This window comes from Flavonifractor sp. An112 (genome assembly GCF_904377885.1).
GTDB classification, from domain to species: Bacteria; Bacillota; Clostridia; order Oscillospirales; family Oscillospiraceae; genus Flavonifractor; species Flavonifractor avicola.
Genome location: NZ_CAJFGT010000033.1, coordinates 12,936 through 27,770, shown reverse-complemented (window position 1 = coordinate 27,770; position 14,835 = coordinate 12,936). Strand labels below are relative to the sequence as shown.

The following is a 14,835-nucleotide window of genomic DNA, read 5'->3' as shown; positions in this document are numbered from 1 at the left end:
GCGGGTGGAGCTGCCTGCCAAGGTCTTTGAGCACATCACCGACGTGGTGTACGAGTCCAAGCTGGTCTACCGCACCAAGCAGTACGGCGACCAGGTGCGTACCTTCTGCATGAATCCCTACGGCCATGTGGTAGCCGAGAGCGTGGAGGGCATCAACACCGTCAACGGCCACTCCTACTCCGACCCCGCCCTTCAGAGTGAGAATACCAACTTCGCCCTGCTGGTGTCCAACCGGTTCACCCAGCCCTTCAACGAGCCCTATCGTTACGGCAAGCACATTGCCTCCCTGTCCAATATGTTGGCCGGCGGCGTGCTGGTCCAGCGCTTCGGCGATCTTGTCAGCGGCATCCGCACTAACGAGCACCGGATGAGCAAGTCCTTCGTCCGGCCCACCCTCACCGCCGCCGTCCCCGGCGACCTGTCCCTGGCCCTGCCCAAGCGGCAGCTGGACGATATCATTGAGATGATCTACCAGCTGGACAAGATCGCCCCCGGTACCGCCAACTACGATACTCTGCTCTACGGCGCTGAGGTCAAGTTCTACTCCGCCCGGCTGGCCCTGTCCGGCGAGCTGGAGACCTCTCTGCCCGGCTTCTTCGCCGTGGGCGACGGCGCGGGCATCACCCGCGGCCTGGCTCAGGCAGGCGCCTCCGGCGTGAAGGCGGCCCAGGTGATTCTGAACCGGCTGAAATAAGCCCGCCCGGAGCCTACACAATGCGAAGCATTGCCGCCGGCGGAATTTATTTCCGCCGTGCGAATGAAATCATTAGGGCTCCCGCGGGGCCTTGGCCCCGTGGGAACGACGGCGCGGGCATCACCCGCGGCCTGGCTCAGGCAGGCGCCTCCGGCGTGAAGGCGGCCCAGGTGATTCTGGAGCGGCTGAAATAAGCGCAACAAAAAACAGCTGCAAGCCAACGGCTTGCAGCTGTTTTTTGATTTGTTATGCAGCGGAGACACCGGTGTCGGGCAGTTGGGTCTCCTCCAGCTTCTTTACCAGGAAGGCCAGCCGCCTGCAGAAGAACCGGGAGATATAACCTACCGTCAGGGCGCACACTACGGTGCCCTCCCGCAGGCCGTACACAGCCCCCAGGTCCAGCAGAGACAGCAGAGTGGCGGCGGCTACCATGGTCAGGTCAAAGCCAGTCTTGGTCTTGCCAAAGTCCCAGTGGAATTCCTGGCTGCACACCCGGACGAAACCCTCGCAGGGGAGGATGAGTACGTTGGGGATGACCTCCAGGGCCACACCCAGTCCCAGACAGGCGCAGCCCATCAGCAGTATCACCCAGTGGCTGGCGTAGGACTGGGGCACCAGACCGCCCAGCAGCCCCATCCACAGGTCGATGCAGCAGGAGAAGAGGAAAGTAAAGGGAACCTGGAGCAGCTGGATGGGCCGGAACTTTTTACGAAGAATGAGGATCTGGCCGCCCAGCATGACGCAGTTCACCACAAAGGTGAAGGTACCCAGGGAGATGCCGGGGAACACATAGGTGAGTACATAGGCCAGGCTGGATACCGCGGAGGTGCCCATTCCGGCCAGGGTGATTAGGGAAATGCCAAGGGCCGAGCACAGGACCCCGGCCAGAAAGATCAAATAGCGCCGGAGCAGACCGGAATGAGACATCGCATACGCCTCCAAAAAATCATTTTTTAGTACTAAAAATAGTTTAGCACGATAAAAAGGAGGGTTCAAGAGACATCTTTACCAAATAAAAAAGGAAATTTTTTGTGGAATTAACAAGAGGATGGCGCAAAACAGCAACAATAATTCAGGCGTGCCGCCCAAATCAGCGGCACGCCTGAATTTCAGGATTCTTTTTTGTGGCCGGTGTGTTCCTCTTCCTCCTCCGGCGGGGGAGAGAGTTTGGTGACGGTGGCCCACTCCACCCGGCGCTCGGACAGCTCATCCACCCGGATGTGCAGGCCGTAGATGTCCACTTCAGGATGGCTGCCGTCCTCGGGAATGACGGAGAGCTGGGCATATACCAGGCCGCCCAGAGTCTCCGATTCCTCCTCTTCCGGCATTTCCATACCCAGAGCTTCAAAGAGATCTTCCAGTTCGGCGGAGCCGGCCACCCGCCAGCGGTCCTCCCCCAGGGGGATGATCTCCAGGTCCTCCTGGGGATCGAACTCGTCGTAGATGTTGCCCACGATCTCCTCCAGCAGGTCCTCCATGGTGACCAGGCCGGCGGTGCCGCCGTACTCGTCCACCACAATGGACAGGTGGACCTTTTTGCTCTGCATATCCCGGAACAGCAGGTCGGTGCGCACCGACTGGGGCACGAAATAGGGGCGGCGGAGCAGCTCCCGCAGGGGTTTGGGCTGGGGCTTGCGGGCGTTGATGAGCCACTCCCGGGTGGAGAGGATGCCGATGATGTCGTCGGCGTCCTCCTCGTAGACGGGGAAGCGGGACAGGCCGGATTCCTCAATGGTCTTTTCGATCTTCTCCGGGGTATCCTCCGCCCGCAGCATGACCATGTCGGTGCGGTGGACCATCACGTCGGCGGCGGTCATATTGTTAAACTCGAAAATATTTTCGATCATTTCCTTCTCTTCGGTCTCAATAGCACCCTTCTCCTCACTCAGGTCGATAAGTATACGCAGCCCCTCCTCGGATACCTCCTTATCCTCATCATTGGGATTGATGCGGAAGAGCCACAGGACGGCGTTGGTGGAGATGGTAAGCAGCCAGATCAGCGGGCGCATGACGGTGGCCAGCAGACTGACCACACCGCAGGAAAAACGGGCCACCGCTTCGCTCTTTTTCATGGCCACCCGCTTGGGTACCAGTTCGCCAAAGACCAGCGTAAAGAAGGAGAGGATCACAGTGACCACGATCACAGACAGGGTATGAACCGTGGCCACCACAGGCCCGGTCAGCGCGAACGTGGATACCGCCCACTGGGTAAGGGGTCTGGCCAGATTGTCGGCGGCAAAGGCAGACCCCAGGAAACCGGCCAGGGTGATGCCGATCTGGATGGTGGAGAGAAACCGGGTGGGCATCTCTACGATCCGGAGCAGCTTGGCTGCCTTGCGGTCGCCGCCTTCGGCCTGCTTGCGGATAAGTGCCTCGTTTAATGAGATTACTGCGATCTCAGTGGCAGCAAAGTAGGCGTTGATGGCAATGAGTATGACCTGAAGAAGTAGTTGAGGCCATATGGATGACAAAATAAATTCCTCCTTAAATATATTGATCATGGAACCAGTATAACACACCGCTGAAAAAAATCCATAAGATTGCGGAAAAAAGTTGGTATCCATGTTATAATAATCACGTGTGTCGTACCTGGGGATAGGATAGTTCCTCAGCCCCAGAAAGAGCAAGGCCCCCTGTGCCGGGGACCGATGGAGTGTGAAAGAGATGGAGACAAAGAAGGTACCGGCCTGGCTGGAGCATCCGGCCGCCTTTGTAAAATGGCTGATCTTCGCGGGGATCAGCGGCCTGCTGTGCGGCGGGGTGGCCACCGCCTTTTACTATGCCTTTTCCTCGGTCACAGACCTGCGCCATGCCAATCCCTGGCTGATCTGGCTGCTGCCGGTGGGCGGTCTGGCGATTGTGCTGCTCTACCGGGTGTGCGGCATGGAGGGGGACCGGGGTACCAACTTCGTGCTGGCAGCGGTGCGGGAAAACCAGCCCCTCCGGCTGCGTACCGCCCCTCTGGTCTTTGTGTCCACCGTCATCACCCATCTGGTGGGCGGCTCCTCCGGCCGTGAGGGGGCCATCCTCCAGATCGGCGGCTCCATCTCCTCCAAGGTGGGCCGATGGATGCGCCTGGACGATAAGGACAGCCGTATCATCACCATGTGCGGAATGTCGGCGGCTTTTTCCGCCCTCTTCGGCACCCCTCTGACTGCCGCCATGTTTTCTATGGAGGTCACCAGTGTGGGAGTGCTCTATTATGCCGCCATCGTGCCCTGTATTCTCTCCTCCATCATCGGCCTGTGGGTGGCCCAGCATTTCGGTGTGCCTCCCACCGCCTTTACCCTGGAGGGCATCCCCAACCTGAGCGCCGTCACCCTGCTGCAGGTCATCGGTATGGGCATCCTCTTTGCCCTGCTGTCCATTTTCTTCTGCCGGCTGATGCACGCCGCCCCCAGAATCTATGACAAGTTCCTGCCCAACCATCTGGTGCGGGCGGCGGTGGGCGGCGCGCTGGTCATCGCCCTGACCTATGTGATCTGGATCTGGGACCCTGGTACTTACGACTACAACGGAGCGGGAGAGGCGATCATCCATGCCGCCGTCGGGGGAAACGCCCGGCCGGAGGCGTTCTTCTTTAAAATGCTCTTTACCACCATCACTCTGGGGGCAGGCTTTAAGGGCGGTGAGATTGTGCCGGTGTTCTTTACCGGAGCTACCTTCGGCTGCACCGTGGCCCCCTTCCTGGGACTCCACCCCTCCTTCGGGGCGGGACTGGGCATGGTGTGTGTGTTCTGCGGCGTCACCAACTGCCCCATCACCTCCCTGCTGCTCTCTCTGGAGCTCTTTGCCGGGGACAGCCTGGGGATGTTTACCGGCCAGAGCCTGTGCCTGTTCGCGGTGTGTCTGGCGGTGTCCTATATGCTGTCCGGCTATTATGGGCTGTACAGCGAGCAAAAAATCGTTTATAGTAAACTGCGGCCCGAATTCATCGACAAAAAGGCAAACCAGGACCATTGAGTTCGGGGTCCCATTCAAAGGAGAACCTATATGCTGCGATTTGATCATTTTAATTTCAACGTTCTGGACCTGGACCGGTCCCTGGACTTTTACCGTGAGGCTCTGGAACTGACGCCGGTGGCGGAAAGGAATGCTGGCGACGGGTCCTTTAAGCTGGTCTACCTGGGAGATGGCGAGACCGGCTTCCGGCTGGAGCTGACCTGGCTGCGGGACCGGAGGTCGCCCTATGACCTGGGGGAGCAGGAGTTCCATCTGGCCTTTGTCACCGACCGCTTTGATGAGCTTCTGGAGCGCCACAAGGCTATGGGCTGCGTGTGCTTTGAAAACCCGGCCATGGGCATCTATTTCATTGAAGATCCCGACGGCTACTGGATCGAGATCGTCCCCGGAAAGGAATAAGGACATGAGCAAGACCGTAACGGGAGGCCGTCTGGCCTATGCCGACCTGCTGCGGGCTGTGGCCATGCTGGCGGTGATTGTGGTCCACCTGGCGGGCTCCCAGCTGGGCAACGTGCCGGTGGGCTCGGCGGAATTTCATGTGCTGAACGCCTACGATGGGCTGACCCACTGGTGTGTGCCCGTCTTTATTATGCTGTCAGGGATGTTCCTGCTGGACCCCAAGCACAGCCTCTCCCCCTCCAAGCTGTTTTTCGGCCATATTCTGCGGATGCTGGTGGCCCTGGCGGTGTGGGGGACGGCCTATGCCCTGGTAACCCAGGTATCGGCGGCAGGGCTGAGCTGGGAGAGTGTGAAAGCGGCCCTCTGGCAGGTGCTCCAGGGCAAGACCCACTTCCACTTGTGGTTTTTGTATATGATCGTGGGCCTGTACCTCATCACCCCCATTCTCCGGGCCTTTGTGCGGGGGGGCAGCCGGGCGGACTTCCACTGGTTCTTCCTGCTGTGCTTTGTGTTTGCCAACCTGCTGCCCACCCTGCTGCGGCTGTGGCCCCATGAGGCGGTGAGCCTGTGGGTGAACAACCTGAATCTCCACCTGGTGCTGGGCTATGTGGGCTACTATGTGCTGGGCTACTATCTGAAAACCTACACCCTCAACCGGGTGGCGGAGTATCTCATCTACATCCTAGGCATCCTGGGGGCGGTGGTCACTGTGGGCGGCACCGCCTGGCTGTCCCAGCAGCGGGGCGTCTTTGCCCAGACCCTCTATAACTATGATAGTCCCAACATCGCCCTGATGAGCGTGGCGGTCTTTGTATTCTTCCGCTATGTACTGGGCGTCAGCGAGGAGCGCTCCCGCCGCCAGCGGATGAGTTCGGTGGCGCAGGTGTCCTTTGGGGTGTACCTGATCCATGTCTTTTTCCTCATCCTGCTGGACCGGCTGAACATCACCGTTCTCGCCATTCCGCCGGTGCTGGCGGTGCCCGCCCTGACGGCGGCGGTATTCCTGTGTTCCTTCGCCGTGGCCTGGCTCATCTCCAAGATCCCCCTGGTGGGGCGCTACCTGACTTAAAGGAGGCAACTGAGTGCTCTTTTCCAGTTCCGTATTTCTTTTTCTGTTCCTGCCCCTGGTGCTCATCATCTACTATGTGCCCCTGCGCCGGTTCCGGCAGGCACAGAATGTATTCCTGCTGTTGGCCTCCCTGGGCTTCTATGCCTGGGGCGAGCCCTGGTTTGTGCTGGTGATGATAGGGTCCATTGTGATTAACTACTTTTTCGGCCTGTGGGTAGATTACAACAAGCGGCGGGACAGATCCTGCAGGGCCCCCATTTTGCTGGCCCTGCTGATCAATTTGGGTGTTCTGTTTGTATTTAAATACCTGATGTTTACTCTGGGTATTCTAAATGGCCTGGGTGCCAGCTTTGTGATCCCGGTAATCGAACTGCCCATCGGCATTTCCTTCTTTACCTTCCAGGCCCTCAGCTATGTGCTGGACGTCCATCGGGACCGGGGAAAGGTGCAGCGTTCCCCTCTGAAGGTGGGACTGTACATCTCTTTCTTTCCCCAGCTTATTGCCGGCCCCATCGTCAAATATGAGACGGTGGCCGACCAGATCGACAACCGGAAGGAGAGCTGGGAGAACTTCTCCGCCGGCTGCGCCCGGTTTGTTGTAGGCCTGGGCAAGAAGGTGCTGCTGTCCAATCAGCTGGCCATCATCGCCGACCGGGCCTACGGTATGGCGGGAGATGGACTGACCACCTCCTTTGCCTGGCTGGGAGCGGTGGCTTACATCCTCCAGCTGTACAACGACTTCTCCGGCTATTCCGACATGGCCATCGGTCTGGGCAGGATGTTTGGATTTCACTTCCTGGAGAACTTCAATTATCCCTTTGCCGCCAACTCTCTGGCCGACCTGTGGCGGCGGTGGCACATCTCTCTGGCCACCTGGTTTCGGGACTATGTATATATCCCTCTTGGGGGCAGCCGGGTGGACAGCAAGGCCAAACTGATCCGCAACATCTTTATGGTGTGGCTGTGTACCGGCATCTGGCACGGAGCCAACTGGACCTATCTGGCCTGGGGCATGATCAACTTTGCCATGCTCATGCTGGAGAAATACGGCGGCCTGGGCCGGGGCTGGCCTAAGTTCTTCCGGTGGCTCTATCCCCTGATGACCTTCCTGCTCACCTGTGTGTTCTTCCGTTCGGACAGCATCGGCGCGGCCCTGCAGTATTTCCAGGCCATGTTCGGCTTCGGCGCCGGGCTGGGAGACGGGCTGACTGTGCTCTATCTCACCGAATGCTGGCTGCCTCTGCTGGCCGCCGTGGTTTTTGCGGCTCCGGTGGCCCCCAAGCTGCGGGACTGGGCCAGCAAGCGCAACTGTGTGCTGCTGGATCTTGGCTACGCCCTGCTTATTGCCGGGGTGTTCCTGGTGTCGGCCAGCTTTATCATCAAGGGCACCTATAATCCCTTTATCTACTTCAACTTCTGACAAGGAGCGGCTCAATGAAACGACGCAATACCATAACCGCCTGCCTGTTCCTGCTGCTGATGGCGGGAGGCTTCGTGCTGCTGCTCACCTCCTTTTTGGGGCGGGAGGGCAGCTTTGAGGCCCTGCTCAAAACCTTTGCCAAGGACAAGGATGTGACTACCTTCCTGGCCCAGGCGGAGACCGCCGTCAATCAGGATCTGGACCGGGACCATCTGTTCATCCAGCTCTACGGCGGCATCCAGCGCATCACCGGCCGCAGGATGGTGGAGGATGCGGTGGATGAAAACACCGTGGTCAAGCTGTCCACCGGGGCGCTGAACTTCGTCAAGCCGGACAGCACCGCCCAGCCTGCGGAAAGCGTGGAGGCCAACGCCGCCGCTACGGCCGATCTGGCCCAGGCGCTGGAGGAGCAGGGTATTCCCTATCTCTTTGTGATGGCGCCCCAGAAGATCCAGCGGGGGCAGGACCTGCTGCCTGTAGGCATGGCGGAGAACGGAAACTCCACTGCCGATGCCTTCCTGGAGAAACTGGATCAGTCGGGCACCAGCTATTTCGATCTGCGGCCCTTCTTTGAGAGCAATGGTATCTATTCCGGCTGGTTCTTCAATACCGACCACCACTGGAAGCCGGAGGCCGCCTTCTTTGCCTGGCAGAACCTGGCCCAGCTGCTGGACCACAACTATGGGTTCGTCACCCCATCCTATCTTACCGATCCCGCCAACTGGTCCACCGCGGTGCTGGAGGACTTTTTCCTGGGCAGCCAGGGCAAACGGGTGGGGTCCCTCTACGCCGGGGTGGACGATTTCACCATCTATACCCCCAAATTTGAGACCAATCTTACCTATGCCAGCACCGACGGCGGCTTTGAGCGCACCGGCCCCTTCAACCAGTCGGTGTGCTTCCCCGAGCGGGTGGAGAAGATGGACTGGTTCAACGGCAACCCCTACACCTACTACTCCGGCGGCGACTACGGTATGGCCACCATGACCAACCACAACAACCCCAACGGGCCCAGGATCGTGCTGCTGCGGGAGTCCTTCTCCTGCGCGCTGGCCCCCTTCCTGGCCCTGTCCTGTTCGGAGCTGACCACCATCGACCTGCGCTACTACCAGGGGGATCTGATGGAGACCCTTGAGGCGCTGGAGCCCGATCTGGTGATGACCATGTATGCCGCCAGCTCTACCGGCCTGGAGAATATGTTTGCTTTTGAAGGAACGGAGTGAACCAAGTGGAACTGAGTGAGCGCAGGCCCTCCCTGCGGCGGCTGGACTATCACTATATTGCCATGCAGGCGGGCTTCTGGGCTATGTTTGCTGCCATTGTGGCCTACCAGACCGCTCTGCTGCTGGAGCGGGGCTTCTCCAACAGCGAGGCGGGATTGATGACGGCGGTGCGCTGTCTGGCGGGCATCGTGTTTCAGCCCCTGCTGGGAGGCTTTGCCGACCGGCATCCCCGCATTCCCCTGAAGTATATCGTGGGCCTGTCCCTGCTCATCTCGGTGGCGGCGGGAGCCTGGTACTGGCTGTCCCCCGGCATGGGCCTGTGGGAGACCACGCTGGTGTGGGTGGTCATCGGCGGCCTGGAGGTGTCCTCCTACCCTCTGATGGACGCCATGGCGGTGCAGTTCATCAATGAGGGTATGCCCATCCGCTACAGCCTGGGCCGGGGCATCGGCTCCCTGGCCTACGCGGTGGTGTGCGTGGTGCTGGGCTTCCAGGCGGGCCGGCTGGGCATGGAGAGCACCCTGCTCACCCATCTGGCCCTGGTGGTGCTGGAGATCCTGCTGGTGGTCACCTACCCGGCTTACCGGGGCAAGGGTGGACAGGCCGGGGAGGAGGGCCCCAAGCCCCAGTCCGCTCTGTCCCTGCTGCGGAGCAATCCCTGCTTTACCCTGATGCTGGTGGGGGTGTTCCTGGGCCTTACCGGCATCATGCCTCTGTCCAACTTCCTGGTGAACATCGTCAACAGCCGGGGAGGCACCGACTCCGACCTGGGTATTGCCCTCTTCCTGATGGGAGCCTCCGAACTGCCCACCGCCTTCTTCTTCCAGAAGCTGCTGCGGCGGCTGGGCAGCGGAAAGCTGCTGATGCTGAGTATGATCTTCGGCACCCTGAAAGGCGTGCTGCTGCTGTGTACCTTTAACTGCCTGGGTGTACTGGCGGTTCAGCCCATTCAGGTGCTGGGCTACGGCCTGTTTACCCCGGCCTCGGTGTACTTCGTCAACGAGTCGGTGCCCGCCGCCGACCGGGTGCGGGGGCAGACCGTGATGATGGTGGCCTCCAATGGTCTGGGCGGTATGATGGGCGGCGTGCTGGCCGGCTGGACTCTGGATCTGGGGGGCGTCAATCTGATGCTGGCGGCCTGCATTGCCTCGGGCTGCCTGGGTGTGCTCTTCTGTCTGGCGGCCCTGCGGCTGTCTCGCGGAAAGAGAAACCAGTTAGTATAGCTTTAGGTGCCGCTAAAATGGTAAGCAAACACAAAATAGTGGAAAAAAAGGCTGTTCCTGAGTGAAGGGACAGTCTTTTTTTATGCTTAGCGCGTATCAACTGTAAATATTTCTGATAAAAACCTCCGAAAGTTGGTTAAAATGAAAATTACCTCTATGCAAAACGGAAAGATTGGTGTATGATAGTCCCGGATTTTTTTAGAGTCATATTTGCATACCTATGGAGGTAGGAAATGAGAAAGACAAAAATCATCTGCACCCTGGGTCCCGCTGTGGACAATGAGGAGACCATCCGTCAGCTGATTCTGGCTGGTATGGACGCCGCCCGCTTCAACTTCTCTCATGGCAGCCACGCCGAGCAGCTGGCCCGGCTGACCATGCTGAAGTCCGTCCGGGACACCCTGGGCCGCCCTGTGGCCACCATTCTGGATACCAAGGGCCCTGAGATCCGTATCAAGTCCTTTGTGAATGGCCCCGTGACCCTGGAGAAGGGTCAGGAGTTTGTCCTGAGCACCGATGAGGTGGAGGGCAACGAGAAGCAGGTGTCCGTGACTTATCTGAATCTGCATGAAGAAGTGGGCCCCGGCTGCCGCATCCTGGTGGATGACGGTCTGATCGAGCTGCTGGTTGAGAAGGTGGAAGGCCACAACATCCACTGCACCGTGGAGAACGGCGGCCCCCTCTCCAATAACAAGTCCATCAACATCCCCGATGTGAGCATCATGCTCCCCTCCCTCACCGAGAAGGACAAGGACGACCTGAAGTTTGCTGCCGAGAACGACTTCGACTTCATTGCCGCTTCCTTCGTTCGGAAGGCCAGCGACGTGGAGGATATTCGCGCCGAGCTGAACAAGCATGAGGGCGGCGAGAACATCCGCATCATTGCCAAGATTGAGAACCGGGAAGGCGTGGACAACCTGGAGTCCATCCTCGAGGCCGCTGACGGCGTCATGGTGGCCCGCGGCGACCTGGGCGTGGAGATCCCCGCCCACGAGGTGCCCATCCTCCAGAAGAAGATGATCAAGGCCACCATCCGGCAGGGCAAGCCCGTTATCACCGCCACCCAGATGCTGGACTCCATGATCCGCAATCCCCGTCCCACCCGTGCCGAGGTGTCCGACGTGGCCAACGCCGTGTTTGACGGCACTTCCTGCGTGATGCTGTCCGGCGAGACCGCCTCCGGCAAGTACCCCGTGGAGGCCCTTCAGACCATGGTGGACGTGGTCACCTCCGCCGAGAACTCCATTCGCTACTGGAACCGCTTCCGGGAGCGCAACCTGCTGCCTGAGATCGGCGGCATCAACGACGCTATCACCCACTCCTGCTGCCTGACCGCTATGGACCTGAACGCCACCGCCATCCTGGCGGCCACCAAGTCCGGCTACACCGCCAAGGTGATCTCCCGTTTCCGTCCCGCCTGCCCCATCGTGGCTCTGTGCCAGAACGAGTCTACCCGCCGTCAGCTGGCCATCTCCTGGGGCGTGAAGCCCCTGCTGTCCGGCGAGGTGGATTCCACCGACCGGATGTTCTCCATGGCCGTGGACGTGGCCCGCAAGGAGGGCATCGTGAAGCCCGGTGAGACCGTGGTTATCACCGCCGGCGTGCCTCTGGGCAAGTCCGGTACCACCAACCTCATCAAGGCTGAAGTGGTGGCCGAGCCTGTGTAACAGGCTTCTAAGCCCGCTTGACCGAAATAAAAAAGGACCCGCTGCAACAGCAGCGGGTCCTTTTTTATTTCAGCTCAGCCGCCCATGTAGGAGAAGTGCATATAGTCGTGGTAGCCGGTGGCGTCGTCGCTGTCGGCGGCCCAGGCGTCGCCGCCCCAGCTCCAGCCGTGGGCCTCGAAGATACGGACCACCGAGCTGTCCGGAGCGATGGAGTAGGGGTTGGTCCCCGGCTCCCAGCAGCTGCCCACCAGCACCTGACCGTCCCGGATCTGGTAGTTCTCATTGGCGTTCAGGTCAATGGCAGTGCCGCAGTTGTGCTCGCCGGTGGTACCCTCCACATAGCGGAAGCTGCTGGTGCCGTTGATGGGGAACTGCTCCGGGTCATTGTAGATCTCGGTAAAGATGGCCTTTACATCGTCGGCAATGGCGGCGTGGACCTGGAGGGTGGTGGTAGAGGCCTTTTTCACCCCGTTGGACAGCGTCCAGATGGGTACCGTAATGGTGGTCATAGCGGCCTGGGCCTCCGCCTGGCTGTCAAAGCGGCGCTTTTCCGTAGAGCCGAAGAGCAGGTTGTGCTTGGCTTCGTTCTCGCCCTGCATGGACAGCCAGAAGGGCTGGGTCCAGTAGTCGTCCGCGCTGGCCAGCCCCTGGTCCACCTTGTCCCAGAAGTCGGCTTCCTCCCGCTCGGCCTGGGTCATGGGCCGGTACTGGGCACAGTAGCTGGCGCAGGCGGAGGTCACAGTGCCGCCCCCCTGAAATCCATCAAAGACATAGTATTGGGGGGCGTCCTCCAGCAGGCCGTATAGGTAGGCCCCGACCTCGGTTACATACTCCTGGCGGAACAGCTCCTGACCGCTCTCGCTGTCCACTCCGTACAGCGTGATGGTGACGGTCTCGCCGGTCCGGGCCCGGTCCACCACATTTAGGGTGCGCATCAGTAGCACCGTGCCGTCGCACCGCTGGATGGGATCGGTTCGGCCAAAGGAGCCGTCGGGCTTGCCGGAGGATACCTGAGTGTCAGCCAGAGCGGATACCGCCGCCTGATGGACCTCATCCATCTGGTCAAAGTCGGTGAAGAGGGCCTCATTTTCCGGATGGGCGTATTTCTCCTGGATTTCCTCCGGTATGGCGCGGTAGAGCAACACCGCCGCGTCCTCCCGGGTAATGCTCTCCCCCAGTTGCTCGGGGCTGACAGACAGGGCGTCCTCTTCCCGCAGGATGCCGGCGGATGCTGCCGCCAGATAGCCCGCCTCATCCCAGGCCGCTCCCTGGTCCAGGGCGCTCTGGTAGTCGTCGGGGGCGAAGGTCCGGGTGACCAGAGCCAGGAACTGGCCCCAGCTCATGGTGAGGGCAGGGGCCAGCTGGTTGTTTCCCACCCCCTGAAGGATGCCCAGCTCCACCGCTCGGGTCATCTCCTCGTAGGCCCAGTGGTCCTGACCCAGATCGGCGTACTCCGCCGCCTGGGCGGGCAGGACGGACAGGGACATGACCCCGGCCAGAGCCAGGGCGCTTACTTTCACACACCAGTTGCGTACCATCATAATCAGACTTCCTTTCTCTCTTTTGATCCATAGAACGGATGGTGGCTTTCTCTTGTTAGTGATGCCGGGGAAAGGGACGGTTTTATCTTCAGAAAATTTTTTGAAAAATGTCGATGTCGGTCGAGGACTTAGCAAACCATATCCTACCGTATTTTGGTGCAAAATACAATGGTGCCAAAAAGGACTTTACAAAAACTAAAATGTGCAGTATAATTTAACAACCGACACTGACGCGAAAGGGGTAACAGCCTGACGGGAAAGGGTCGCCGGACAGAACGAACGTATGCTGTGGCGCACCCTTTTTGGGTGCGCCATTTGTCATTTTTTGCAAGGAGGAAATTGCTATGGAAGAGACCCGCGTGGCCCTGCTGGGCGTGGTGGTGGAGAACCCAGACTCCGTGGAGGAGCTCAACGCCCTGCTCCACGAATACAAGGACTATATCATCGGCCGGATGGGCATCCCCTACCGGGAACGGAAGGTGAACATCATCTCCATCGTGCTGGACGCCCCCGCCGATGCCATCAGCGCCCTGTCCGGCAAGGCCGGTATGCTGCCCGGAGTGAGCTGCAAGGCGGTGTACTCCAAGCTGCCCAATGAGTGAGCTGCTGGACAAGCTGTGCCGTCAGCGGCGGCTGGACCGGGACGAGTGGCGAACCCTGCTGGCCGGTCGGCACAGCCTGGATCAGCAGGACCTCTTTGCCCGGGGACTGGAGGAGCGCCGCCGGTGGTACGGGGATCAGATCTACGTCCGGGGGTTAATTGAGTGTAGTAATATCTGCAAAAATAACTGTCTGTATTGTGGTATCCGGCGGGATAACCGCCATGCAACCCGTTACCGGCTGGACCGGGACACCATTCTGGCCTGCTGCGAAAAGGGCTACGGCTGGGGCTTCCGCACCTTCGTGCTCCAGGGGGGCGAGGACCGGGGGCTTACCCCCGGCTGGGTGGCGGAGACGGTGGCGGCCATCAAGGGCCGCTTCCCGGACTGCGCCATTACCCTCTCCCTGGGGGAGTTTGACCGGGAGGTGTACCAGCTTTGGTTTGACGCCGGAGCCGACCGGTATCTCCTTCGCCACGAGACGGCGGACGCCGTTCACTACGGCAAACTCCATCCCCCGGAGCTGACCCTGGCCCACCGGATGGACTGCCTGCGTACCTTGAAGGACATCGGCTACCAGGTGGGAGCCGGGTTCATGGTGGGCTCCCCGGGGCAAACGGCGGACACCCTGGCGGAGGACTTCTGCTTCCTCCAGGACTTCCAGCCCCACATGGTGGGCCTGGGGCCCTTCATCCCCCAGAAGGACACCCCCTTTGCCGGGGAGAGGCCGGGTACCCTGGAGGACACCCTGATTTTGCTCTCTCTGGTGCGGCTCACCCTGCCCCGTGTGCTGCTGCCCGCCACCACTGCCCTGGGCACCATCCATCCCCAGGGGAGGGAGCTGGGCATTCTGGCGGGGGCCAACGTGGTAATGCCCAATCTGTCGCCCCCCGACACCCGGGAGAAATACACCCTTTACGACAACAAACTCTGCACGGGAGACGAGGCCGCCGAGCACCTGGCGGGCCTGCGGAAACGCCTGGCCGCCATCGGCTGCACCGTGGCCGTCCACCGTGGAGACTTTCCTGATTAGAAAG

Annotated in this window: 14 protein-coding genes; 11 read left to right on the top strand and 3 right to left on the bottom strand. The window is 60.2% G+C overall.

Translation table 11 applies throughout. From position 1 onward, the window contains the following. The coding region (locus tag IHN22_RS06775) for an NAD(P)/FAD-dependent oxidoreductase (RefSeq protein WP_365813910.1) at positions 1–694 on the top strand (694 nt) is incomplete at its 5' end. Positions 695–714: 20 nt separating this feature from the next. Next, on the top strand, positions 715–888 hold the full coding sequence (locus IHN22_RS06770) for a hypothetical protein (protein ID WP_191434318.1): 174 nt from the start codon (positions 715–717) through the stop codon (positions 886–888). 52 nt (positions 889–940) lie between these two features. On the opposite strand, the gene IHN22_RS06765 is transcribed toward IHN22_RS06770, so the two are convergent. Further along, on the bottom strand, positions 941–1,621 hold the full coding sequence (locus IHN22_RS06765; RefSeq protein WP_191434312.1) for a YczE/YyaS/YitT family protein: 681 nt from the start codon (positions 1,619–1,621) through the stop codon (positions 941–943). A 182-nt stretch (positions 1,622–1,803) separates the two neighbouring features. Further along, positions 1,804–3,165 (bottom strand): hemolysin family protein, encoded by a 1,362-nt coding sequence (locus tag IHN22_RS06760; RefSeq protein ID WP_300985802.1) that lies wholly within the window; start codon positions 3,163–3,165, stop codon positions 1,804–1,806. Positions 3,166–3,358: 193 nt separating this feature from the next. On the opposite strand from IHN22_RS06760, the gene IHN22_RS06755 reads away from it, so the two are divergent. The 7 genes from IHN22_RS06755 to pyk all read left to right on the top strand — a co-directional run bounded on the left by IHN22_RS06755 (position 3,359) and on the right by pyk (position 11,658). Next, the gene (locus tag IHN22_RS06755) at positions 3,359–4,657 is read left to right on the top strand and encodes a chloride channel protein (RefSeq protein WP_191434308.1); all 1,299 of its coding nucleotides are present in this window, start codon (positions 3,359–3,361) and stop codon (positions 4,655–4,657) included. A 30-nt stretch (positions 4,658–4,687) separates the two neighbouring features. Beyond that, entirely contained in the window at positions 4,688–5,056 is a 369-nt protein-coding gene (locus IHN22_RS06750) for a VOC family protein (RefSeq protein ID WP_087189007.1), read from the top strand. A 4-nt stretch (positions 5,057–5,060) separates the two neighbouring features. Then, on the top strand, positions 5,061–6,125 hold the full coding sequence (locus IHN22_RS06745) for an acyltransferase (RefSeq protein ID WP_191434306.1): 1,065 nt from the start codon (positions 5,061–5,063) through the stop codon (positions 6,123–6,125). A 13-nt stretch (positions 6,126–6,138) separates the two neighbouring features. After that, the gene (locus tag IHN22_RS06740) at positions 6,139–7,545 is read left to right on the top strand and encodes an MBOAT family O-acyltransferase (protein ID WP_191434304.1); all 1,407 of its coding nucleotides are present in this window, start codon (positions 6,139–6,141) and stop codon (positions 7,543–7,545) included. 14 nt (positions 7,546–7,559) lie between these two features. Then, on the top strand, positions 7,560–8,768 hold the full coding sequence (locus tag IHN22_RS06735; protein ID WP_191434302.1) for a DHHW family protein: 1,209 nt from the start codon (positions 7,560–7,562) through the stop codon (positions 8,766–8,768). A 5-nt stretch (positions 8,769–8,773) separates the two neighbouring features. Next, complete coding sequence (locus IHN22_RS06730; RefSeq protein ID WP_300985796.1) at positions 8,774–9,991, top strand: MFS transporter; 1,218 nt, start codon at positions 8,774–8,776, stop codon at positions 9,989–9,991. Between the two features lie 233 nt (positions 9,992–10,224). Next, a complete protein-coding gene (pyk, locus tag IHN22_RS06725) occupies positions 10,225–11,658 on the top strand; it encodes a pyruvate kinase (protein ID WP_087329096.1) in 1,434 nt (477 codons plus the stop codon). 74 nt (positions 11,659–11,732) lie between these two features. Here the strand turns inward: pyk and IHN22_RS06720 are convergent, their stop codons facing one another. Then, positions 11,733–13,199 carry a M15 family metallopeptidase gene (locus IHN22_RS06720; RefSeq protein ID WP_300985793.1) on the bottom strand — a complete coding sequence of 489 codons (1,467 nt, stop codon included), beginning with the start codon at positions 13,197–13,199 and terminating at the stop codon, positions 11,733–11,735. 344 nt (positions 13,200–13,543) lie between these two features. Here IHN22_RS06720 and IHN22_RS06715 point away from each other — a divergent pair, with 344 nt between their 5' ends. Then, positions 13,544–13,801, top strand: a complete 258-nt coding sequence (locus IHN22_RS06715) for a TM1266 family iron-only hydrogenase system putative regulator (RefSeq protein WP_087189012.1) — start codon at positions 13,544–13,546, stop codon at positions 13,799–13,801. Next, positions 13,794–14,831, top strand: a complete 1,038-nt coding sequence (hydE, locus tag IHN22_RS06710) for a [FeFe] hydrogenase H-cluster radical SAM maturase HydE (protein WP_191434300.1) — start codon at positions 13,794–13,796, stop codon at positions 14,829–14,831. The genes IHN22_RS06715 and hydE overlap by 8 nt, the downstream gene beginning before the upstream one ends. Positions 14,832–14,835: the final 4 nt, after the last annotated feature.